The 24265-nt window shown below is 45.2% G+C and carries 15 protein-coding genes; 8 read left to right on the plus strand and 7 right to left on the minus strand.

Translation table 11 applies throughout. From position 1 onward, the window contains the following. From ATY38_RS13250 to ATY38_RS13275, 6 genes are all read right to left on the minus strand, one after another. On the minus strand, positions 1-4569 hold the full coding sequence (locus tag ATY38_RS13250; protein ID WP_062559707.1) for a type I polyketide synthase: 4569 nt from the start codon (positions 4567-4569) through the stop codon (positions 1-3). After that, on the minus strand, positions 4569-9860 hold the full coding sequence (locus ATY38_RS13255; RefSeq protein WP_062559708.1) for a non-ribosomal peptide synthetase: 5292 nt from the start codon (positions 9858-9860) through the stop codon (positions 4569-4571). The genes ATY38_RS13250 and ATY38_RS13255 overlap by 1 nt, the downstream gene beginning before the upstream one ends. Before the next feature lie 135 nt (positions 9861-9995). Next, the gene (locus ATY38_RS13260) at positions 9996-10670 is read right to left on the minus strand and encodes a 4'-phosphopantetheinyl transferase family protein (protein WP_062559709.1); all 675 of its coding nucleotides are present in this window, start codon (positions 10668-10670) and stop codon (positions 9996-9998) included. Next, positions 10648-11385, minus strand: a complete 738-nt coding sequence (locus tag ATY38_RS13265; protein ID WP_062559710.1) for a thioesterase II family protein — start codon at positions 11383-11385, stop codon at positions 10648-10650. Before ATY38_RS13265 ends, ATY38_RS13260 begins: the two co-directional genes overlap by 23 nt. Before the next feature lie 12 nt (positions 11386-11397). Next, on the minus strand, positions 11398-11613 hold the full coding sequence (locus ATY38_RS13270; RefSeq protein WP_074701813.1) for an MbtH family protein: 216 nt from the start codon (positions 11611-11613) through the stop codon (positions 11398-11400). Between the two features lie 183 nt (positions 11614-11796). Then, a complete protein-coding gene (locus tag ATY38_RS13275) occupies positions 11797-12312 on the minus strand; it encodes a sigma-70 family RNA polymerase sigma factor (RefSeq protein ID WP_110381401.1) in 516 nt (171 codons plus the stop codon). A gap of 917 nt (positions 12313-13229) precedes the next feature. Between ATY38_RS13275 and ATY38_RS13285 the strand changes: the two genes are divergently transcribed. Further along, a complete protein-coding gene (locus ATY38_RS13285; protein WP_062559712.1) occupies positions 13230-14135 on the plus strand; it encodes a hypothetical protein in 906 nt (301 codons plus the stop codon). 6 nt (positions 14136-14141) lie between these two features. Here the strand turns inward: ATY38_RS13285 and ATY38_RS13290 are convergent, their stop codons facing one another. Further along, on the minus strand, positions 14142-14939 hold the full coding sequence (locus ATY38_RS13290) for an SGNH/GDSL hydrolase family protein (RefSeq protein ID WP_062559713.1): 798 nt from the start codon (positions 14937-14939) through the stop codon (positions 14142-14144). Positions 14940-15285: 346 nt separating this feature from the next. On the opposite strand from ATY38_RS13290, the gene ATY38_RS13295 reads away from it, so the two are divergent. The 7 genes from ATY38_RS13295 to ppk1 all read left to right on the plus strand — a co-directional run bounded on the left by ATY38_RS13295 (position 15286) and on the right by ppk1 (position 24259). Then, complete coding sequence (locus ATY38_RS13295) at positions 15286-15759, plus strand: PepSY domain-containing protein (RefSeq protein WP_062559714.1); 474 nt, start codon at positions 15286-15288, stop codon at positions 15757-15759. A 280-nt stretch (positions 15760-16039) separates the two neighbouring features. Beyond that, positions 16040-18127: a TonB-dependent receptor family protein gene (locus ATY38_RS13300; protein WP_062559715.1), complete on the plus strand. Its 2088-nt coding sequence runs from the start codon at positions 16040-16042 to the stop codon at positions 18125-18127. Between the two features lie 199 nt (positions 18128-18326). Further along, positions 18327-18839, plus strand: coding sequence for a cupin domain-containing protein (locus tag ATY38_RS13305; RefSeq protein WP_062559716.1), 513 nt, complete (start codon positions 18327-18329; stop codon positions 18837-18839). A gap of 50 nt (positions 18840-18889) precedes the next feature. Then, positions 18890-19702: an aldolase/citrate lyase family protein gene (locus ATY38_RS13310; protein ID WP_062559717.1), complete on the plus strand. Its 813-nt coding sequence runs from the start codon at positions 18890-18892 to the stop codon at positions 19700-19702. 36 nt (positions 19703-19738) lie between these two features. After that, positions 19739-20866 carry a glycosyltransferase family protein gene (locus ATY38_RS13315; protein WP_062559718.1) on the plus strand — a complete coding sequence of 376 codons (1128 nt, stop codon included), beginning with the start codon at positions 19739-19741 and terminating at the stop codon, positions 20864-20866. Positions 20867-20990: 124 nt separating this feature from the next. After that, the gene (locus ATY38_RS13320) at positions 20991-22076 is read left to right on the plus strand and encodes a PQQ-dependent sugar dehydrogenase (protein ID WP_082633074.1); all 1086 of its coding nucleotides are present in this window, start codon (positions 20991-20993) and stop codon (positions 22074-22076) included. 101 nt (positions 22077-22177) lie between these two features. Further along, the gene (ppk1, locus tag ATY38_RS13325; RefSeq protein ID WP_201011900.1) at positions 22178-24259 is read left to right on the plus strand and encodes a polyphosphate kinase 1; all 2082 of its coding nucleotides are present in this window, start codon (positions 22178-22180) and stop codon (positions 24257-24259) included. The last annotated feature ends 6 nt before the right edge of the window (positions 24260-24265 follow it).

Raw genomic sequence — 24265 nt, forward strand, 5'->3', positions numbered from 1 at the left:
TCAAGAATATTCGATTTCATCAAGCAGTTTAGTTTCGACCAGTGCCGCCAGAGCAGTAATGGTGGGCGATCTGAAAAAATCGGCCGGATGCAAATCCACAGAAAAACCTGCTCTTACTCTGGACAGCAACTGTATTCCCAGCAACGAATCGCCCCCCAGTTCGAATAAATTATCATCAACGCCAATGGCTTCTATTCCCAGCAAACTCTGCCAAATTTCAGCGATGCTTATTTCCAGTTCACTTTCGGGTGATTTAAAAGTAGTCTGTAGCATAGGTCTTGAGAATCTTCCGACTTTATGCGTAGGGGGTGTAAAGGCAAAAGGCTGAGCAAGAAGATCCTGCTGGGTTTGGCTCAATCGAGCCTGCAAATCGAGCGTCGAAACGATAACTTGAGGAATATTCGGACCATTCACAATACGCTCAAATATCTCTGCGCCTTCTTTCGGCGCAATTCCTATACCATCAGGCATCTCCATATTTGCAGCCATGCCGACTTCGCGCCAACTGTCCCAATTAATCGAAATGACAGGATATGCATGTTCACGGTAGGCAGAATGAGCAACCGCATCCAAATAAGCGTTGGCCGCACAATAATCAACTTTATTAAGGCCGCCCGCCATCGTTGCCAGTGAAGAGCATAACAGCATGAAATCCAGCGAATCGTCCTTGAATATCGCTTGCAACGCCTGCATCCCTTGCACCTTTGGTCCCAGTACCCGCGCAATCGTCTCTTCCGTTTTTAAAGACATTAACCCATTGCTCACTTCACCTGCAGTATGAATAACGCCATTGATGACGCCAAAGTCATGCCTTGCCTGCGCTACAGCTGCTTTCAATTCCGTTAAATTTGCAACATCCGCATTGACCACCAGCACTTTGGCACCCAGTTCCTCAAGTTTCCTGATGCTTTCTATTTTGTGATACACAGCACTGTCTTTATGGGTTGCAGACAAAACTTCTGACCAGCTCTCGCGAGGTGGAACCGGAGAACGTCCCAGTAACACCAATTTAGCCTGGAATTTCCGCGCTAAATATTCCGCCAGTGTCAAACCGATGCCTCCTAATCCGCCCGTAATAAAATAAACTCCGCCAGGTTTAAATCGGTTGAGTGCAGATGTGGAATATTGAGCGGATTCAAAAAATTGAACCCAGCGGTGCGGACCTCGATAAGCGATCATTGAATTATCATTATTCGCTTGTGATTCGGCGAGAATCTGCTCAACCAGCCGTGATTCGGCAACACTGCCCGGCACCGGTAATTCAACATCAATCAGACGGCAATCCAGATAAGAATGCTCTTGCGGAATGACCTTACAGGGTCCTGTTAACAATGCTTTCTCCGGGCATAATGTTTCATTACCCGTGACATCCGAAAACTGATTGGTTACGATAGTAATTTCCGTTCGCTCACCCGAAAGAACATTGGATTGGTTATTTTCTAATGCTTTGACAAGATAAAGCAGACTGTAAAAATATCTTGCCAAGCTTTCTGCCTGAGTCAAAACTTCAGCGTTCGAGCTTAAGCTCCAGCAATAGAAAATGTGCTGAATTGACTTTCTCTCATCACGAATATCCTGCAGCAGCCGATCAAAATCATTTTTATCATCAGGGCGTATGATGTAGCCATGTTCATTTTCGCGATGGAATTCAGAGCCAGCAGAAACCGTGATAAGCTTAACGCCATAAATCAATAGTTGCTCCACTAAAGCAGCGCCAAGCATATTCTCATTCTTGAAAATCAAACAATACCCCGCAGTCCCAGGGAAAGGATTTCCAAACTCAAGTTTCTCAGCACGCCGCCATGAAGGCACATAAAACCAATCATTGATTGAGCGTATATGCGCTTTTACAGTATGCGAGACTTGCTCTCCCTGTTTTTCCGGTTTAATCCAATAGGATTGCCGTTCAAATGGATAGGTCGGCAGTGAAACACGGCGGCGACGTTCATGGGCATAGTAACTCTCCCAATCGATGGATAGTCCGTTTAACCAAAGCTTGCCAAGACTGAGATACAAGTGTTTCTGGGCATCATGATTTTTGTTCGGATGGGGTAACGAGGAAACCATCAATTGCTCAGGCTTTGCTGAAGGATGGCGCTGAGCTAATGTAATCAATGTTTCTCCTGGGCCCACTTCGAGAAAAACTTGCTCCTGATTACTCAGCAACTGTTGCAGGCCATTATTAAAACGCACCGTTCCACGCAAATGCCGCCCCCAGTAATCGGGATCCGTAGCTTCTTGAGCAGTAATCCAATTTCCGCTTAGGTTTGAGAAAAATGGAATCGTGGGGCGACGCAACTCAACTTTGGCCATCAGATCAACAAAAGCCGGAATTATGGGCTCCACCATTCTGGAATGAAAAGCATGCGAAACATGTAATCGCCGGCACACGATCTCTTGCTGGATCAGATTTTTTTCAATCGCATCAATAGCCGCAATAGAACCAGATAGAACACAAAGCTCCGGTCCATTGACTGCTGCCAGATCGCAATCTTCAGTGATCATTGTCATGAGTTTGTCTTCGGGCAGCATGACAGCCAGCATTGCGCCCTTGTCCACTTGCTGCAACAAGCGTCCACGCATCGCCACTAATTGCACCGCATCTTCCAAGGAAAACACATTGGCCAGGCAAGCTGCGACATATTCACCCACACTATGACCTATCATCGATGTGGGTTGAATGCCCCATGACATCCATAGTTTGGCCAAAGCGTATTCAATTACAAACAATGCAGGTTGCGTAACTTCAGTTTGCTCAAGCCGCACTGAAGCCAAAACGCGATCTTCTTCATTGCTATCAGGAAACAGTATTGTGAATAGATCAAAATCAAGATATGGTTTAAGCAGATCAATGCAACGATCAAGTTCCTGGCGAAAAACCAACTCATTTCGATAGAGATCGCGAGCCATATCGACATATTGTGCTCCCTGTCCGGGAAAAAGAAATGTGACCGGGCGGTTCTCAAATGCTACTTGTTGTGTCATGAAGCAATCTTCATTCCGGTTCTGCATCAGGTTTAGTGCCTCTTCACGACTCCGGCATAATGCAATCGCCCGATAAGAAAAATGCTTTCTCCCGACTTGAAACGTATAGGCAACGTCAGCTAACGCTTGTTCCGGATGAATAGTCAGGTGACTTTGCAAGCGAGTCATCGCTGTCTCCAGTGCGCTTGGGCTTCTAGCCGAAACCATCAGCGTTTGCCAGTCGCGCGAAGCTCCCGATGGATTGCTCGCTGGCGCTTCTTCAACCACCATGTGTACATTGGTTCCGCCGATACCAAACGAACTGACGCCTGCGCGACGGGGAGTTGAACCATCCGGCCAGACCTTATTCTCGGTATTGACATAAAACGGACTCGAAGAAAAGTCTATTTGTGAATTGGGCTGCTCGAAATTCAAACTGGGGAGTAGGGTCCGATATTTCAGAGCAAGCGCTGTTTTAATCAAACCCGCAACGCCTGCAGCTGCATCCAGATGACCTACATTCGTCTTGACTGAACCGATACCGCAGAAACCCCGCTTGTCGGTGCTCTCCCGGAAAGCCTGCGTCAATGCTGCAATCTCGATCGGATCACCGATCGTTGTGCCGGTGCCATGCGCTTCAACATAGCTGATGGTGTCCGCAGAAATACCTGCATTGGCCTGAGCGGCCAGTATGACTTCCGCCTGCCCTTCAATACTGGGAGCGGTATAGCCGGCTTTAGCGGAACCATCGTTATTGATCGCGGAGCCTTTAATCACCGCATGGATGGTATCGCCATCAGCCAAAGCATCCGTCAATCGCTTCAGTACCACCACACCCACGCCGCTTCCTATCACTGTTCCCGCAGCCTTAGCATCAAAAGCGCGGCAATGACCGTCCGGTGAAAGGATGGCGCCCGGTTGGTAATGATAGCCCCCTTCGCCGTGCAATAAATTTACCCATACCCCACCCGCAAGGGCCATATCGGCTTCATGATTGAGTAAGCCTCGACAAGCCACATGCGTTGCTGCGAGAGAAGTGGAGCACGCTGTTTGAACGGTAATACCCGGTCCCCGCAAGTTGAGCTTATAGGCAACCGTGGTGGTCATGGAATCCTTATTATTGCCATTCATAAGGCCTTGTAATGCAGAAATATCCTGCATATCTGACATACTGCCGCCAGCCATTAGATTCATTAACAGATAAGTGTTTACGCCGCATCCCGCATATACGCCAATCGGATTGGCGTACCTTGATGCATCGTAGCCTGCGTCTTCCAAGGCTTGCCATGCCACTTCAAGAAAAATCCGATGCTGTGGGTCTGTTTCTGCGGCTTCACGTGGGGTATAGCCAAAAAAAGAAGCATCAAAGAGATCGACATCCTTGAGTTGAGCGCCTGCCTTTATGTACAGAGGGTCATTAATAACCTCGGAAGATACGCCGCGTGAAAGCAATTCCTCATCGGTAAAGAAATTGATGGATTCAATCCCCTCGCGCAGATTATGCCAAAAAGACTCGATATCGCCCGCGCCGGGAAAACGACACGCCATACCAATGATTGCAATATCAAGCTCTGTGTTTTCCTGCGATTCTTCAGCACTATGCATCAATGTATCCTCTCTGCTTTTTGTTTTCGTTGAATAAAAGTGCTACGTTGCCGCTGCGCTCGCTCCCGGTGACGCTGTAGAGATGCATTCCTGGTATCTCCCTGATTAACAAATTTTGCCAAGCTTGCTACAGTGGTATATTTGAAAAGATCTATGATCGCTATGTGAATATTTAAGCGTTCTTCCAGTTTTTGCTTGACCTTGATCAACAATAACGAATGGCCTCCGAGATCAAAAAAATTGTTTTGCAATCCCACTTGAGGAATTCCCAGGACATCCGACCAGATCTCGGCTATAACCGTTTCCAGTGCATTAACAGGCGGTTCGTAATCGGTTTTGTCATATTGCTCCGGTAAAGGCAGTGCCTTCCGGTCTATTTTTCCGTTGGGATTGAGCGGCAAAACTTCTAGAAAAACAAACAAACTGGGAATCATATATTCGGGAAGAGTCGCTGCTAGCGAAGTTTTTAGCAACGCTGAACTCAGCTGCACGCCGTTATGCGGCGCCAAATAAGCAACTAAACGTAAGCCGCCATGACCCTCTTGCGCTAACACCGCCACTTCGCGCACGCCGGTTTGGGCAAGTATTTGCGCTTCAATTTCGCCCAACTCTACACGGAAACCCCGAATCTTGATTTGCTGGTCGACGCGACCCAGATATTCCAGTTTCCCTTCCTCACGCCAGCGTACCCAATCACCTGTTCGATAGAGACGACCACCCAGCGAGTCAAACGGATCCGGTATAAAGCGCTCGCTGGTTAAAGCCGGCCGACCCAGATAACCACGGGCCAATCCTTCTCCACCCACATACAATTCGCCTATCGCACCTGGCGGCACAAGATTGAGTTGCGCATCCATAACATATAGGTTGCGTGCACCCACCGGCACTCCGATTGGAACATACTCACTTTCTACACAAATTCGGTCATCTTTATCTGCATGACTAATCCATGCCGCCGGGGTAATCACGGTTTCAGTAGGACCATACGCATTGACTAGCCGGGCATTCCTAAACGCATCCCGAACCGCCATTACGTCGTTGACATACCATGCCTCCCCACCCGCTATGCAAGTACGAACCGAGTGCGCTTTTCCATTCATCAACGGCAACAGCATTCTCAGATAAGCAGGAGGAAGATGCAGCGTGGTAATGTGATGTTTCTCTATCAGATCCACGAAACCATCGCCTGCCAAATCACTGGTTGAGGAAAGTACTAAGGCGGCACCTTGTGTCAACGGAGTGATCCATTGCTCGGCAGCTGCATCAAAATTCATGGAGAAGAACATCAATTCACGATCGCCTGGCCGCACATCGTAAATTTCTTTAATAGCGCTCAAATGTATGGCTAAAGGACCATGCGCGACCGAAACCCCTTTGGGCCGACCGGTTGAACCTGAAGTGTAAATAACATAGGCTAAGCTTTGGTCGTGCAGAGCAACCTCAGGATTGATTTTCAACCCAGCGCTCAGATCAAGCGCTTCAAGCGCCAGTATTTCTATGCCTTCTTTATGAGGAATCCTTGATTTAATATGCGCTTGTGTCAGTAGAAACTGAATATCGCTATCTGCAAGCATATAATCCAATCGCTCTGTTGGGTATTCCGGATCTAGCGGAACATAGCCCCCACCTGCCTTCAAGATGGCCAAAAGGCCTATAATCAATTCAATAGAATTACGTTCAATTGCGATACCGACCCCCATTTCCGGCCTGACACCGAGGCTGATCAGTCGATGCGCCAGTTGGTTTGATCTGCAATTGAGTTCCGCATAACTCAACTCGATGTGACTCGAGATTACAGCCACTCTGTTAGGATTACTCTCTGCCTGATGTTCGATTAGTTGATGAACAGGCTGAAAAACTGATACATCAGACCGATGGGTTCCCCAAGTTTCAAGTTGTTGCTTATCTTCTTCACTTAACAAATCGATATCGCTGATCATCATAGTCGGACAATCTGCCAATGCCTCCAGAATGCGCAGATAATGCTGTCCCAATCGCTCAATCCATGACGAATTGAAAAGCTCGTAGGCATAAATAAAACTGGCATTTACGCTGCCATCCGGTAATTCGATTGTCTCAAGCCGCAACTCGAGTTGTGCAGACTGTTCGGGAAGTGAATAATCGGTAAGTGCAAGCCCCGAAAATTCCTGAAAAAAACGATAATCCTTCAATAAGTGATTGAAAGTCACCTGAAATAAAGGGCTATGGCGCAAATCACGCTGAGGATGCAGTGCCTCGACCAATTGCTCAAAAGGAAGATCCTGGTAGCTTTGCGCATTAATCGCAGCCTCCCGGGTTTGATTCAGGAGTTCATCAAGTGACATTCGGCCATCCAGTTGACTCCGTAACACCTGAGTGTTAACGAAAAATCCGATTAAGCGGAATGTTTCAATCCGATTACGGCCGGCTACCGGAACACCCACACGGATGTCTTGTTGTCCCGTATATCGAAACAATAAAGCTTGGAAAACTGTCAGTAACGTTATAAAAAGGGTTGCTCCACGATGTAACGCCGATTGCCTTAACTTATTCAGCACATTAAGAGGCATATCGAAACTATAACGTCCGGCTTGATAGCTTGTGACCGGTTGTCTGACGCGATTGGTGGGAAGCAATAGAATCGGATGTTCGTCACCTAAGTAATCACGCCAGTAAGCAAGCTGCCTATCTTTCTCACCCGCCTCCAGCCATTCCTGTTGCCAAACTGCGTAATCCACATATTGGATTGGTAAATTATCGAGACCGGCTGACTTCCCTTGTACACGCGCCTGATAAAATGAAGCGAGCTCATTCAGTAAGATTTGCACGGACACTCCATCCGAAACGATGTGATGCATGACGATTACAAAAATGCTCTCGTTCTCGGTCAACTGGATTAAGGCGATGCGCAGTAATGGACCCTGCGTCAAATCGAAGGGAATCGAGATGATTTTCTGCACTTCCTTCGCAACCTCTGCTTCGCGTTTTGTTATCGTGATATCGCGTAAATCAATTTCAGTAATCACGTTGGGTATTTCCGGATGAATGAATTGTTCCACCGCACCATCTTCTGCAACACGAAAAATCGTATGTAATGATTCATGCCGCTCAATCAAATCATCAATGCTTGCATAAAATGCGCGCTTATCCAGCGCACCTGACAACCGTAATGCATGTTGAATGTTATAGGCATTGCTGAATGAATCGAGTTGCCAAAGAAACCATAATCGTTGTTGCCCGAAAGATAAAGGCAGTGCATTAACTTTGTTCCGCACAGGTAAGATGCGATTCTCCGATGCGGACTGCGATGAGCTTGAAGATAAAAAATCTTTGATTTCCGCTGCACACTCATGTAATCGCGGATTGTGAAACAAGTTGCGCGGAGTAAATTGAATAGACCAGTGTTCTGAAATATGTGCAGCAACCTGAATGGCGGTCAGTGAATTGCCGCCAATTGCAAAAAAATGATCTTTGCGCGTCAATACGGTGCGGTTTAATACCGATTCCCAAACCGCTGCCACCGCAATTTCTGTTTCATCAGTCAATGCCTGAGGTAATTGTTCCTTCCCATCAAGAATAAAATAACCATATTCATAAATTGCATATGCATCCAGCGTACGCTCAAGCCATCCCTGGCGACAGGCAGTGCGCTGTAATTTTCCGCTTGAAGTCTTGGGCAAAGCACCCGGGTTTAACAATACCGCCACCGACAAGGATTCGTTACAGCTTGCACTGACTGCTTCACTCAGCACCTCAATCAGCGCCTCGGCCGAAATCAGTTTCTGCATGTTGCGGGATACCTCAACGGCGACGCCGATTCCTTCTCCTTCAACAGCTTGCACGGAAAATGCAGCAACTCGTCCTTTCCGAACGGCTTCCACTTCTTCCTCGACAATCAGCTCAACATCCTGTGGATAGATATTTTGCCCGCGAATAATGATGAGATCTTTACATCGCCCCATAATGTATAACTGGCGAGCGTGAATAAAACCCAGATCACCTGTACGCAACCAGCGCGCTCCTTCAGTATGCACAAAGGCTTGCGCAGTTTCCTGAGGACGTTTCCAATAACCACATGCCAGACTTGGACCATCCGCCCATATTTCGCCGACATTACCATCCGTCAAAGGAATTAGCTTCTCCGGATCGACGATTTTTATCGAATGATTGGATGCCGGAAAACCACACGCTACAATAGGCATTCCTTCCGTTGCCAACTCTGCGCGTCCCAGTGCAAGCGCTTCAGAAGAAAATTCGTGCGTCTGCATACCTTCTCCGCGCACTCCTCCGGTTACAAATAGCGTAGCTTCAGCTAAACCATAGCAGGGATAAATCGTACCCGCTGAAAAACCAGCCGGGCCGAAACATTCAATAAACGCTTGCATGGTCTCTCTACGTACAGGTTCCGCCCCTGAGAATGCAACACGCCAAGTCGATAAATCGATATCCAGCAATTGCGAGCTTCTGACACGATCGACACAGAGCTGGAAAGCAAAATTGGGAGCGCCACTGACCGTAGCACGATAACGCGAAATAACCTCTAACCAGCGCACGGGTTTTTCGATAAAGAAATTGGGGGTCATTAATATTGCCGGAATACCGCGATGTATCGGCTGCAATAATCCACCGATCAATCCCATATCATGGTAAAGCGGTAACCAGCTGACAAATATATCATTTTCATTGATCGACATCCCTTCTTCAAATGCTTTTGCATTCATCATCAGATTGTGATGACTCACCATGACACCTTTGGGTGTTGAAGTCGATCCGGATGTATATTGGAGGAAAGCAATCTCATCCCCCTTCGGGGTATAAGCTTCCCAGAGCGGTGCGTTAGCCTGATCTATCGTATCAACGGTAAGTATGGTTGCTTCGGAAAACTGTGCTGTTGTCACACTGGTGATCAGCGGAAGAATCTTACTACCGGTAAGAATACAACTAGCCTGTGCATCATCGGCAATCGCGATCAATCTTGCCAAATGCCTTTCCCGCAGAGACTCCGGGGGAAAAATAGGTACAGCAATGATTCCTGTATACAAGCATGCTAAAAAGCTAATCACATAGTGCTCATCGTTGTTCAGTAGCAGTAGTGCTCGTTCACCAGGTGAAAAATGATTTTGCATTACCGCGGCCAATGCTCTGACCTGCAAATCAAGTGATGCATAATCAAATTTCTTGTCCACGAGTATCTCGTTTTCCGCACTAATAACAATCAACGCAGTATCAACCGATCGTTCACGCGCCAGTGTTTGCAGATGCGTAACGAAATTGTCGGGGTAACTGCGGGATGGAATCAATCTTGTATTCATTTTTATACCCAATCAATTTGCATGTATTTACACCAAAAAACTTTTATAACTCAGCACCATACTTCCTCGCCGATCCTTTCTCGTGATCCAACTCTCACTTGAACTCTATGGCGTCTCGAAATAAGACAATAGAAATCAATTATCTGTCAGGTAGTTATGTTGGTTTGTCAGCGCAAAGGCCGCTGCATAATGTGCGGGCGCTTCAATGGACCACGCCTTAATTTCCGTCCAGTCGCGTCGATCATGTATGACACGATAACTTCCGTCATTATTGGGCAGCACGGTAATAGCCGGCAGGTGCTCGGAAATCCCGAATCCTAATGCTTTCAATACGGATTCTTTGATTACCCAGAGATCAATGAAATTTCTATTCGACCAGATTCCTTGAGCACGCTCTTCCGAAGAAAGTACATGCACCCAAAGATTATTGACATCTCTATGACAATATTCGATATCAACCCCGATCTCACCCTTCGCTGATAATGCTATCAATGCAAAATCACCTGTATGCGAAACATTAAACTCTATGCCGTAATAAGCCGGCAGACGAGGTTTGCCAAACTCGTTTTTCTCAATCGGTATTTTATAAGGGGGCAACATCAAGTATTTTGCCAGTAGACGACGCAGTGTCGCACGTGTCACAATGCCACGCACCCGGTCTTCATGCTGCCGAAAACATTGCGAATGAATTTGCTCATCCACGCTCAACAAAGACCAATCATCGATAAGTTGCTTCGAATCAAAATCAAATTCGAGCAACCAAATCTCAGTCGCCGCAGGTACTACTTCAGGCAGATGCAGTCGTTTCACATTGCACCTCTGCTCGACTTTCCATCAAGCGTTTTTTTAATACAAACAGGAACCAATCTTCAGATTGGCGAAGAAAGAAATGCCCGCCGTCGAACCAATCCAACGTACATATCCGGGTACTTTCCAATCGCCAATCATTTAACTTTGCAACGCTAATTTCATCGGAACGACCGGCAAAGCTGTGAATAGGGATAGGTAAAGGCGGTAATTGAGAATATTGAAAGCTGCCGCAAACGCGGTAATCCATTCTCAGCAAATCCAGCGTCATTGTCAGCAGCTCCTGATTTCCGAACACTTCTTCTGGCGTACCGCCCTGCTTGCCTAAATCCGCTATTAATGCGGCATCGCTCTGCATGTTGTTGTAGCGCTGGCTATCTTGACGAATCGGTGCCGCACAGCCCGATACCAGTAGCGCTTTGGGTGGAAATGATCCTCCCGAACACAAACCCTGAGCGATGCCATAAGCCAGCAAGGCGCCCATGCTGTGACCAAAAAGAACATATTGTTCAGGTAAAGAAAGTGCCAGTTCATCGCACAGGCTGTGTGCCAGATCACTGTAGCTTTCTTTGGGCAACTCATCTAGCCGGTTACCACGACCTGGTAATTCAATCGGTACCAATTTTACCCAGGAAGGCAATAAGCGCCGCCAGCGAAGATACATCGATGCACTGGCGCCCGCGCATGGCAAACAAAATAGTGTTAATGGATCTTGCATTGGTGCAACGTACTAATTTTGATTGTCCATGAATAATCTTAGACTCAATGGACGCATATCCGTCCAGACTTTATCGATATGATCCAGACAAGTTTTTTTGTCGCCTAATACGCCAGTATCTTTCCAACCACCTGGAACAGCCTTCCATTCCGGCCAAATGGAATATTGTTCTTCATGATTAACCAACACACGAAACACGCCATCTTCACGATCAAAGCAACTCGTCATAATCGATACCTCAAATTTCCAAATCAATAGTTTTAAATTTTTTGAATAAGAATGCTTCTTATTTAGATTAGACGAATTGACTTGTATAGAATGCAAAAAAACAGTAAAAAAAATTGCGAAGAATCTATATTATTGTATAAATAATTGATATTATTAATTATTAATTAATATGCTATTTATAGCTTATTTTAAAAGAACACCCTTGCAATGTTCTGTTGCCTCATGAATAAGGATATTCGCCAATGAAGTTGAGATATTCAGTTCATCCGCAATCATTCGATGGGTATATCCATCTAAACGATAAAGCATAAAAACCCGCTTTGTACGCTCAGGAAGTTTGGCTAAAGCCTGTGCCATCAACGTTAGGTGCTGACGGTTGATTGCATTAGTTTCCGGCATTCCGGTCAAAGCCTGAACGAACAATCCTTCTTCCTCAGACTTAAACAACTCTGTTTCAAATATACCGCGTCGATAGCGATCAATCGCTAAGTTACGTACAATTTGAAACAGATAGGCTAATGGCTGCTTGACATTCTGAATTGCCGATACTTCGGTCACTTTAATATAAGCATCTTGCACGATATCATCCGAAAGATCCCAGTCCCCCAAAATTTTGTATGCGGCACGACGCAATTGCATGCGATTAATAATGAACAATGTACTCAATTCCTGAGTCCAGTTTTCTACAGGCATCATCATGATATTTAGATTTTATTGATAATTATTTTTAAAATATTTTCTTGCCATATCGCAACAATATCTCACGCTGATCCAAAGCTCACTCCAATCACTAGGGCTATAAGATCCTTCGGAAAAATGATTTTGATATGGTCTTGTTGCTGTTCCTGTGGCGAAGTTCGAATACCACTAAATTGATATTCACCGGACATAGCGGCAATAACCATTGATCGCTGGCAAGGATTTTCTCGTCAACAATGTGCTTGACAAATAGAATGAATGCCAAAATCGACTAGAAACCCATTGCAGGAAATATTTTTCTTCCTTTATTAACCCTTTTCTCACGTACACAAAGCCTTTTCTTAATCAGCGGGTGATAGTTGGTTGCCAAGTGATAGATCTTGGCTGCTTGTAAGGCGCCTTGTTTCTTTTGGAGTAACTGTGTTTTATGTCACAACCTGGTGCCTAATTGATTATGATAATAATAATGATTATCATTTGCGATGTAAATAGAAAATCTATTTCATTATGAAATGAATCCGAATGAGCTATGCCATAGCCATATAAGAACCGGTACTCTGCAGAGCATATTTTCAAATTCTATGGATGATCTATCACCAATTCAGATATGAAAGTATCATCAAACAAAAATAATCCACTCGATAAAAACAGGGCCGAGGAACGACGCTCCCAGCTTCAAGACTATTTTGGGAATAGTGCCAACATTTTGCACGGGAAAATAAATCTTGATGAATTCCGCAATTACACCCTGAGCTTATTTTTTACAAATATTTATCTGAGAGAATTGAACGCTTTGCTGATTCCGGATTAAAGCAAGATAGACTCAAATTTGCAGAACTTAAAGAGTATTACAAAGACGGCGTGAAAATTGTTTTTTGGTTATTGCCTACGAATCCTTATCTAAAAGGAAAAACATCATGAAAAAAATATCACAAAAAATTTTCCTGAAATGGATGATTTCTGTTTTAATCGGGATAATTACTACCGGATGCTCAGCGGAGATCAAACCAAGAAAAGAAGCGCTCGAAGTGATAAAAAAAATAGAGACAGATGGGTCAGAAAGAAGCAAATTCATGAAATTTTCCAGAAAACCCCCAGCAAGTTGGTTCTGGTCACACGATATTGATCCAGCCCATATTCACGATGTCATGATGCCCGGTATGCATCTGGTGCGCCTCTCGGTCTACGGTAATGACAAAAGACGGCGCTTTGCATCGATTTCTTATGCGGAAGAATCAGAGATCAAAAGCATCTATTTACAAGATATTGCGGTAACAGATCTTGATGACAACATTGCCCGTACTGGAGCGCGACCGATATCGATTACCGGCAATAAAATAAAAGACCAGTTACGTTTTTCATTGGCTCTGCATAAAGACCCGGGGCCTAAAACAACCGTATACACCGACCTTAACGAAGCAGGACTCAATCAGTTAATCAGCCCCCAGCACCGCATTTCTGATTTTACGGTTTATATTGTTGATGGTACCCCTAAATACGCGGCAATTGTTGAAGAGCGTCCGGGACCGTCCATTGTTCGTGCTCGCGTAAGCGCTGCAGAGCTTGAAGTTCACTTGCGCGACAACAACCTTACTCCAATACGTGTGCGCGGTTTTTCCGAAGGTGGTATACGCTACTTTACAGCGGTCGCAGAACGCATTGATGTCGCTGATTGGCATTGGTATGACAATTTGGATAGCGATACCTTAGCCCAAAAACTCGACGCAAATAACGCCTACCCTTTTGATCTGGATACTTATCGTACCGAAGATGACGTTCATGCTGTTCGCTTTACAGTGATTATGTATTCCAACCATAACTAATGGAACTTAACATTTGCAGACAAGCGATCCGTCTGCCAGTTGCCCGCTGGGCTGCTGGCAGTGAGAAATACGTCCCAATACTGTTTTATAAGCAAATTCAGGTCGCCGTTGCCAAGTTAGCAGAAATTCCTGCTTGTTCTCCAGCGCATCTTGTTGCCTGCCAAGACCAAGATCAGAAAATTGACGCAAAATATCCTGATAATATGCTTTTCGCTGCCAATAATTCACATGGATTCCATCCAGGCCAAACCAATCCGGTTCTTGTTCATACAGCTTGAAATGCCATTGCGCCGCCATGTCCACTAAGCCGTGATGCACTACTTCAGCACGATTAATAGTTTCATCTCGAGATAACTGGCAGGATGGATAAAAAATATTGCGAAAAAAAATATACCGCCGCTCAGATAGACTTTTAATCGAAGTTATCGGTAGATTAGTCACCACAATCTGCGCCGAGTGGTTCTGTAACTGATTAATACACCATTCCAATGCCCGCAAAATCTGTTGCGGTGGCAATCCATACAAAATATCATTGCCGATATCGGTCAATAAAGCATATGTTGGATGTATTTCAATCGAATCCAGCTGCCGCCATAAATCACAATTCGTCATACCCGGCAATCCTCGCCACAGCATCTGTGTAAATGTCCCATACGCACGTCCATGTCCAAGCGCCACTAGAATCTCACTGGGGCCACCCAATCGCTGTTGCATTAAATGAATAGTTAAGCGTAACGATAAGGTAAGATTGCTTGCCCCGAGCAAAACCAAGCGGTTTTTGGGTGTTTCGCGATAACTATCCACTATGGCAGATCGGTAAATTTATCAAAATTTGAATAATATTGTGTTTTAATTTGAGGTTTGTAAATCTCTATTGCTTTTCTGATTCTGCATGATAATGCTCAAATCACCGAGGATCAATCGCAGAAATTACTGAAATGTGATTCAGATCGCAAATTTTACCAAACTTATTGTCACCAAAAATATTTACACCTCTTATACTTTGAAGTATTGACAATCATTTTGCTAAAGAGTAGAGAGAAGATAATGGAATTTTTTCATTAAGTTTTTTTCGATCAAATCGAAGAAATGTAATAAAAAACGACAGATTTTATTCTGTATCTATCTGGTTTCAACCAAAGGAGATCTAATGAAAACACAATTCCTGATTACGATGATACTGGCTATGCTATGGATTGCGCTGAGTCCAGCGCATGCTAGCGAAAAAGAAGTGAGCAAAGATCAAGTACCCAAAACTGTACTCGAAGCCTTTGAAAAGACTTATCCCAATGCCAAAGAAGTAGAATTCGAGCAGGGAATGATCGAAGGTAAAGTCGTTTATGAAATTGAATACAAAGAAAATGGCCGAGAATACGAAATTCTGTATGACGCCGATGGAGAGATTCTGCAGAAGGAAGAATCGATCGATGTCGAAACACTGCCCGTGCCTGTAGCCCTGGCCATTGCCAAAGCATACCCAAAAGCCACTCTTGAAGAAGCTGAGAAAGTAATGAACCCGGAAGGAGCACTCATCGGTTACGAAGTAGAAATCAAGTCTGAAGGAAAGAAATTTGAACTTCAATTGGATACCTACGGAAAGATTCTAAAAACCGAGCAAGATTGAATCCAGACGAATCATGGATGAGTAATCGATAACTCATTATGTTTGCAGCACGACAAAAATCTAATCAAATATCCCGTCACTTATCTCGAAAAGATGATCGGGCATTCGTATGAAGCATGTTATACAGTTATCAGCGAGCAATGGCGTACACTTTGGGGGTCGCTAATGGCACTGTCACTCGCGTTAAATAGGCTATTATCCGCAATGTGATGTTGAGCTGTAGAGTGATACACTTGCGTGTATGCTTTTTATCACTGCATTTGTCACTTAATATTTTTCAATGGGCTATTTTTCGCGAGCGCGATACTTACTTGATTTTCAAGCCGCGCTACTTGTTTTATTACTGCTAACGAATGCCAGCTGGGCGCAAAAAGCGAAAATCACCCAATCTGTTATCCTGAATCCCATCAGTATTACAGCCACCCGCAGTGAGCGTTCACCTGCGTTAATTCCCAACAGTATTACGCAAATCAAACGTGACCCACAGCAGGATTTTCAGCCAGGTGCGACATTGGATGAATTTGCGCGCGCCACACCCGGGGTTTTTTTTCAGAATCAATTTAATTCTACGCAGGATTTGCGCATCGCTATTCGCGGCTTTGGTGCACGGTCACCGTTTGGAGTGCGCGGCATTCAGATGCGCGTGGATGGCATTTCGCAAACCTTGCCGGATGGGCAAACACAACTGGATTCGATCGATCCATCGCTGATTGAGCGCATGGATATTGTACGTGGTCCTTCAGCAGCATTATATGGCAATGCATCCGGAGGATTGATCGACATCACCACGCGCGAAGCACCGCCGGAAAAATTCGTCATTATGCCGCGTCAGGTGCTGGGTCAATATGGTTATCTAAAGTCTGAACTGTTCATGGGAGGCCGCAGCGAAAATTTCGGCTACAGCCTGTTCGGTTCTCACTTGCAGCAAGATGGTTGGCGCGATCATAGCGCAATGCAAAATATTTTTTCACAGGCCAAACTGAATTTCCAAACCAGTAGCAATTCGGATTTGATGCTGGTATTTCGCGAATTTTACTCACCGTTATCCAAGGATCCAGGCGCATTAACCAGCAGCGAAGTACGCGACAATCCCAGACAAGCTTCCTCGCGGAACGTGCAATACAATGCTGGAGAAGAAATCCGGCAAGAAGATATGGGTGCGCGTTTTCGTCACAGACTGTCGGCCGGAAAAGAATTTACCGTGACAGCACACATGCTTCATCGGGATTTTCAAAGTCGTCAACCTTTTTTCGATGGAGGACAGGTACAATTTGATCGCCTGGTGGGCGGGTTGATGATGCAGTTTGTCAACGATCATGAATTATTCAACCGCCCTAACCGTTTTCTGATCGGTGTCGATTACGGCATACAAAATGATGACCGGCAGCGCTTTAATAACAACTTTGGTGTGCGCGATACATTAAATTTAAGCCAAATAGAGCGCGTACAAAGCGTCGGGCCATTTGTACGCAATGAATGGAACATTGCCGATAAGCTTGATCTGGTACTTGGCGGCCGCTGGGATTGGTTGCATTATCAAGTCAAAGATCGATTTAAAAGCGATGGAAATGAATCCGGCTCGCGCACAGTATCGCAAGGCAGCGGTTCCGCGGGTCTTGTATACCATCTCACCGATCAACAGCAACTCTATGCGCATATCGCATCCGTCTTTGAAGCGCCGACCACGACCGAATTACTTAACAATCCTGCGGGAAGAGGTGGATTCAATCCGAATCTGAATGCGCAAACATCGCTCAGCAACGAACTTGGTTTTCGCGGCAACACGGCGGGATTTCAGTACGACACAGCGGTATTTTTTATCCGTACTTGGGACGAAGTCACACCATTTGAGTTGACTTCCTCGCCCGGCCGCGCATTCTTCCGGAATGCCGGGCAATCACGGCGAATTGGTGTGGAGGCACGTCTCGCCACACCGGAATGGAAAGGCTTACGAGGAGAAATCAGTTACACATTCTCCGATTTTGCATTCGAAAAATACATAGTCAATGACATGAGCCTGAAAGGCAATGTTTTTCCCGGCATTCCTACGCACCGGTGGGAAGGATTGCTACGCTATTCACACCCTTTTGGTTTCTTCGGACAGCTGCATGTGCATAGGGTCGGTGAGTTTTATGTCAATGACATTAATACCGCGACCAATCCGGCCTATAGTCTGGGACAGTTACTCTTCGGCTGGGAATTGAGACGGAATTGGATCGAAGGTTCGGTGTTCCTCGGTATCAACAACCTGTTCGATGCACAATATAATGCCAATACACGCGTTAATGCAGCGCTGGGTCGTTATTACGAACCCGGGCCGCCGCTCAACCTGTTTGGCGGAATACGGATGCGCATTGTCGTATTCTAGTAAATGTTATGTTTTACCGGCTCTTTTCCCGGGATGTAACCATCGTCACTTTGATATACTTCCATTAACACTTAGCACCTTATACTTAAGAATCAAGTATAATTTAAGTATGTAAAAATAATAATTATATCGCTGCATACCGCCTCGTCCATTATCGCAAACCAATTCCGCTATTGACAAAGCTGCAGGAGATTGAACTATGCTAATAAAAGACGCAATCAAAGATCAACAGACGGTAACTTCAGAGGGTGAATCGACAAATACTCTACTGGCAGGAGTAAAAAAACATGAAGTACCCAATATCATCACGTCCAACGGCATCACCACTGAGCTTTACCGCCCGGAATGGGATATTGGTCCGGAACAGATACGGCATATGATTCATGCCATACTACGCCCCGGCGCCATCAGCGCGTGGCATATGCATGAATTTCAGATAGATACGATCTTCGTGATCAACGGAGCAATAAAATTGGTTCTGTATGATGATCGTGCTGATTCAGCGACAAAGGGACAACTCAACGTCTTTCACTTGAGTCGCTTGAGACCCACATTGATCACTATCCCTCCTGGTATCTGGCACGGTTTGCAAAATTTGGATTATTCCGAAAGTAGCTTTATTAACTACTTTAATAACCCCTATATTTATTCTGGTCCGGACGAATGGCGATTACCCTCTGATACCAATAAAATTCCTTATCAATTCAAGTAATCTATAAAGCAACCGTGAGACCTTTCAATTTTTCCCCAGGACTACATCCTATGAGCTATGGCAGCGACTTTGTTCTCACATTATTTACCAATGATCCGGATTTGGCACGGGCTGGCAATGCGGCTGGTATTAATCGTATTGGCCTTGATCTGGAAAGAATGGGTAAAGAGCATCGTCAGGATGCCAAGAAAGCATGGATTTCTGATCATCAGATGCATGAACTGGAGGCTATCCGTGATCAATTGACGGAATCGGCGTTATTTACACGCATCAATCCGATTCATGCCGGCTCACGCGATGAAATCAATTATTTGATTGACCAGGGAGTCACCGTGCTGATGTTGCCGATGTTTCGTACGCTTAAAGAAGCGGCCACTTTCATTGAACTCGTAGATGGTCGCGCATTTGTTTCGTTACTGGTTGAAACGGCGGCAGCTGCCATTCGTCTGCGTGAAGTTGTCAAACTTCCGGGTATTGGTGAGATCCATTTCGGCTTAAACGATATGTATTTGGATATGAAGCTATCCAATCATTTTGAGGTACTGACCTCCGGCTTTCTGGATAGACTGACTGATATTGCATCGGAAGCTGGCGTACCTTATGGTTTTGCAGGTATTGGGCGACTTAACGATAGCCGTTTGCCAATACCCAGCGATTTAATCTATGCTCAATATCCGCGGCTTGGCGCAACACGTGCACTGGTTGCACGTGTATTTTATACTCCTGACTTCCGCGCACTGAATCTTACTCATGAAGTCAATACTGCGCGCGCCAAGCTGGATCAGTGGCATCAAGCCGGAGCGGATCAGCAAACTGCCGCTTTGACACTATTGCGCACCAAAGTTACTGAGTGGGCTGTTTAAATCCGTCTACATTCGTTTTCTAGTTATCCATTTGAAATGACCCAAGCGCAACTTACTTTCTACGACACATCACGCGCCTATTATGCAAGCTATTATCTGCAGGGCTTCGATGAATTATCAAGAAACGGCAAACTGCAAATCAGAGTTGCACACTCACTTCCGGAACGCTTGAAACCCGCCATACAGGATACTGATTGGGAACATTTACTGTTTGCGATGGCACTCTTCAAATTTCAGCAAGGAAATCACGAATGGTACTTCTGCATTGATACGCATGATGTCAATTCAGTCAACGTTGCGAATCATACTGGCGGATATCATCTGCCCTTATTACAGGGCGTAGATGTTTACTTTAAGGTTAACCATAACCCCGATCAAATCGAGTACACACCCATACTTAAGGATTTTCGTAAAAAAATTCTCAGTGTCTCACAGTTTTTTCCAATAAAACCGGGGTCGTTCCTGTCACTTAGCCGCAGATTGCTACTGACTCCCAGACTGTTTGGATTTAGACCCGGTGTTAATTATAATGTACCCTATAAGGATTATTTAACGGATGCCAAGTTTCGCTTGCGCGACCTGAAAAATTTTCAGTCACTGGAACAAATTCTAGCTCACCGAACGACCGCAAAAGATATTGACATTTTTTTTGTAACCAGTTTCCGTCAGAATGCCCGTCATGCAGCGGTTATGAACCATCGTTACCAGGTTATCAAGAAACTTTCCAGCATAACCTCCCTTAACATGGCCACAGGCTTCTCAAGCGAGAAAGCATTACCGGAAGAATATGCCAAGGTTTTTTATCCGCGATTAAATCAAGAGAATTACCTGGAAACTCTGGCGCGCGCAAAAGTCGTTATTTATACACAAGGCATTGCAGGTTGCTTATCTTCCAAATTCGGCTTAGCTATGGCGCTAGGAGTCGCTGTTATCGGTGAACCTCTGGGAAACAACCCAGACCTGTTAATCGCTAACCCACACTTAAAAGAACAGTTTTCTTACTCAAATCCGGATGATATCGTTGCGCATGCAGTCCATCTCGCAACGAATCCGGAACAAGCGCGAAGATTAGGTGCTTTGAATGCAGCCATGTTCGATAATCAACTGGCTCCGCGCCCTACTGCAGAATACATACTCCAGGCACTACAGAAATTTCAATTTTGATCTTCACATTTCAACCAGAAAAACAGATTAGTTGAGATGAATTGGCGGGAATGGTACATTGGAAGACCATTGTGCAACCAAATCACCTAAAAATAAAATGACACTAAAAATTAATATAAGCGTTATGCTTTTGATTTTCAGTTTCCTCTTCCTACCTGTTACACAAGCTCAACGTATCCAAACCGAGTTTGATGTCTTGTTAGTAGCCGAAGGTTTGCAGTTTCCCTGGGGTATGGCATTTATGCCGAATGGCAATCTGTTGGTAACAGAAAAAATTGGCCAATTGCGCATTATTACTCCGGATGGCCGTGTTTCTGAACCAATCAAAGGCATCCCTGCTGTGTTGGTTCAACAACAAGGCGGTTTGCTGGATATTGCACTGGATCCGGAGTTTTCTAAAAACCGTTTGATTTATTTATCGTATTCAGAGCCGGAAGGATCGAGAGCCAGTACCGCAGTAGCCAGAGCCGAACTAAAAGACGGTAACCTGGAAAACTTGCAAGTAATTTTCCGTCAGTGGCCCAAGACTGAGGGCGGTGTACACTTTGGTTCACGCTTGATATTCGCATCGGATGGGAATCTTTTTATCACACTGGGTGATCGTGGAGATTATTCGGAAGAAGCGCAGCAGTTGAGCAATCATATTGGCAAAATAATCCGTATCCGCCCTGACGGAACAGTCCCTTCTGACAATCCATTTGTTAACAACCCGAAAGCCAAACCGGAAATTTGGTCATATGGCCATCGCAGTGTTCAGGGTGCCGCCATACACCCCAAAAGCGGCGAGCTTTGGATTCATGAGCATGGCCCGAAAGGCGGCGATGAAATCAATATCCCGCAACCAGGTAAAAATTACGGTTGGCCTAAAGCCAGCTATGGCAACCATTACAATGATATCCCAATCAAAAATGAACATGCTGAGCAAGGCTTTGAAGAACCGATTCACTATTGGACACCATCAATCGCACCTTCCGGCATGGTGTTCTATACTGGAAAGCAGTTTCCGGGATGGCGCGACAACTTGTTTATCGGCACACTGGCAGGACGGCATCTGGTCCGGCTGACGACAGACAATAAAAAAATCACCAATAAAGAAAAATTATTAATCAATACCTTGCGTTTTCGCGACGTAGAGCAAGGGCCGGATGGCGCATTGTATTTACTGACTGATGAAGAAAACGGCAAGCTTCTAAAACTAACACCGAAGTAACGATTCAGTTCTGCACAAACTAAGCTAAAATTAAGTGTTTAATCTTTCTCCTTAAATGGGGTCGATTGACCAGTTACAATAATTAACCCGAGCAATTCATATTGATAGATACTGTTGATCTCAAAGACCCTGCGCTTTATATCAATCGCGAACTGAGCCTGCTGGAATTCAACCGCCGTGTGATCGAACAAGCCAAAGATGAAACCCTTCCATTATTGGAGAGATTAAGGTTTCTATGCATTGCCAGTACCAATCTGGACGAATTCTTTGAAATACGTGTAGCTGGATTAAAGCAGCAGATTAAATATGGCTCGGTGCAAACGGGCCCGGATAACCTGTCTCCGACAGAAGTGCTGTCGCGTGTCAGTGAAACCGCGCACCAACTCGTGCTGGAGCAATATAGTGTATGGAATAGCATGATCATACCTGCACTGGCTAAGGATAAAATCAGACTACTGCGCCGTGCACAATGGAAACTGCAAACCAGCCGCTGGATACATCGTTATTTTAAAGAAGAAGTATTGCCCGTACTAAGCCCGATCGGCCTGGATCCGGCTCATCCTTTTCCCAGGGTTCTTAACAAGAATCTATATTTCATCATTTCATTGGAAGGAAAAGATGCTTTCGGACGTGACTCAGGCATGGCCATTGTTCAAGCACCACGTTCATTACCGAGGGTTGTGGCAATCCCAGCCAAATATAGCGAAGAAAATCATGATTTTGTGATGCTTTCTTCGATTATCCATGCACATGTGACTGACCTTTTTCCTGGCATGAATGTCATCGGTTGTTATCAATTCAAAGTTACGCGTAATAGCGATTTACTGATCGACGATGATGAAATTGACGATTTGTTGCGCGCTCTCGAAGGCGAGTTGCCTTCACGAAGATTTAGCGATGCAGTACGATTGGAAGTTGCGGATAATTGCCCGGATCCTCTCAGCTCTTTTTTGTTACAAAAATTTGAATTACAGCAAAATGACCTATATCGAGTAACCGGGCCGGTCAACTTGAATCGCTTATTGGCAATCTGTGACTTGGTGGATCGCCCGGAATTAAAATTTTCCGGTTTCACACCTAACATTCCCAAGCGCCTAGTCAAAAATACCAATATCTTCGATGTCTTGCATAACGGTGATATTTTGTTGTATCACCCATTTCAATCGTTTACGCCTGTTATCGATTTTCTGCGACAAGCAGCCGTTGATCCCGGCGTGCTTTCGATCAAGCAAACACTTTATCGCACCGGAATCGATTCGGCAATTGTTGAAGCGCTCAAGGTCGCTGCGCGCGCAGGAAAAGAAGTTACGGTAGTTATTGAATTGCGAGCCAGATTCGATGAAGAAGCCAATATTGGGTTAGCCAGTGAATTACAACAGGTTGGCGCGCATGTGGTATATGGCGTGGTCAATTATAAGACCCACAGTAAGATGATTCTGGTTGTCAGAAGAGAAGGCCGTACTTTACGACGTTATGTGCATTTAGGGACCGGTAACTATCATGCGCGAACTGCGCGCTTGTATACCGACTACGGATTGTTGACCTGTGACAAGGCCATCGGTGAAGATGTTAACAAGTTATTCCATCAATTGACCGGTTTGGGACGGGCGGGTAAATTAAAAAAACTTTTACAGTCACCTTTCACGCTGCATAAGGGAATTTTGAGCTATATCGACAAGGAAATCAGTGCTGCGAGTGAGGGGAAAAAAGCCTGGATTATTGCTAAAATGAACGCCTTGGTTGACCCGGAAATTATTGTAGCGTTATATAAAGCCTCTCAAGCCGGTGTCAAAATCGATCTCATCATTCGCGGCATATGCTGCCTGCGTCCCGGTATCAAAGATGTTTCGGAGAATATCTGTGTGCGTTCCATAGTAGGTCGCTTCCTGGAACATACACGCGTTTATTATTTCCAAAATGGTGGTGATGACGAAGAGCTGGTATTTTGTTCCAGCGCTGACTGGATGACACGCAATTTGCATCACCGAGTGGAAGTTTGTTTCCCGATTGAAGAAAAGCGCACCAGCGATACAGTCATCGAACATGGATTATTAAGTTATCTCTCTGACAACACACAAGCCTGGCTACTGCAAAGCGATGGCTCGTATAAACGCACAAAACCGGGTACTTCGAAACCACGCTCCGCGCAACAACTTCTTCTGGAGCATTATTGTGATCTCTGATGCACA

It is taken from the genome of Nitrosomonas ureae (assembly GCF_001455205.1).
Taxonomy (GTDB): Bacteria; Pseudomonadota; Gammaproteobacteria; order Burkholderiales; family Nitrosomonadaceae; genus Nitrosomonas; species Nitrosomonas ureae.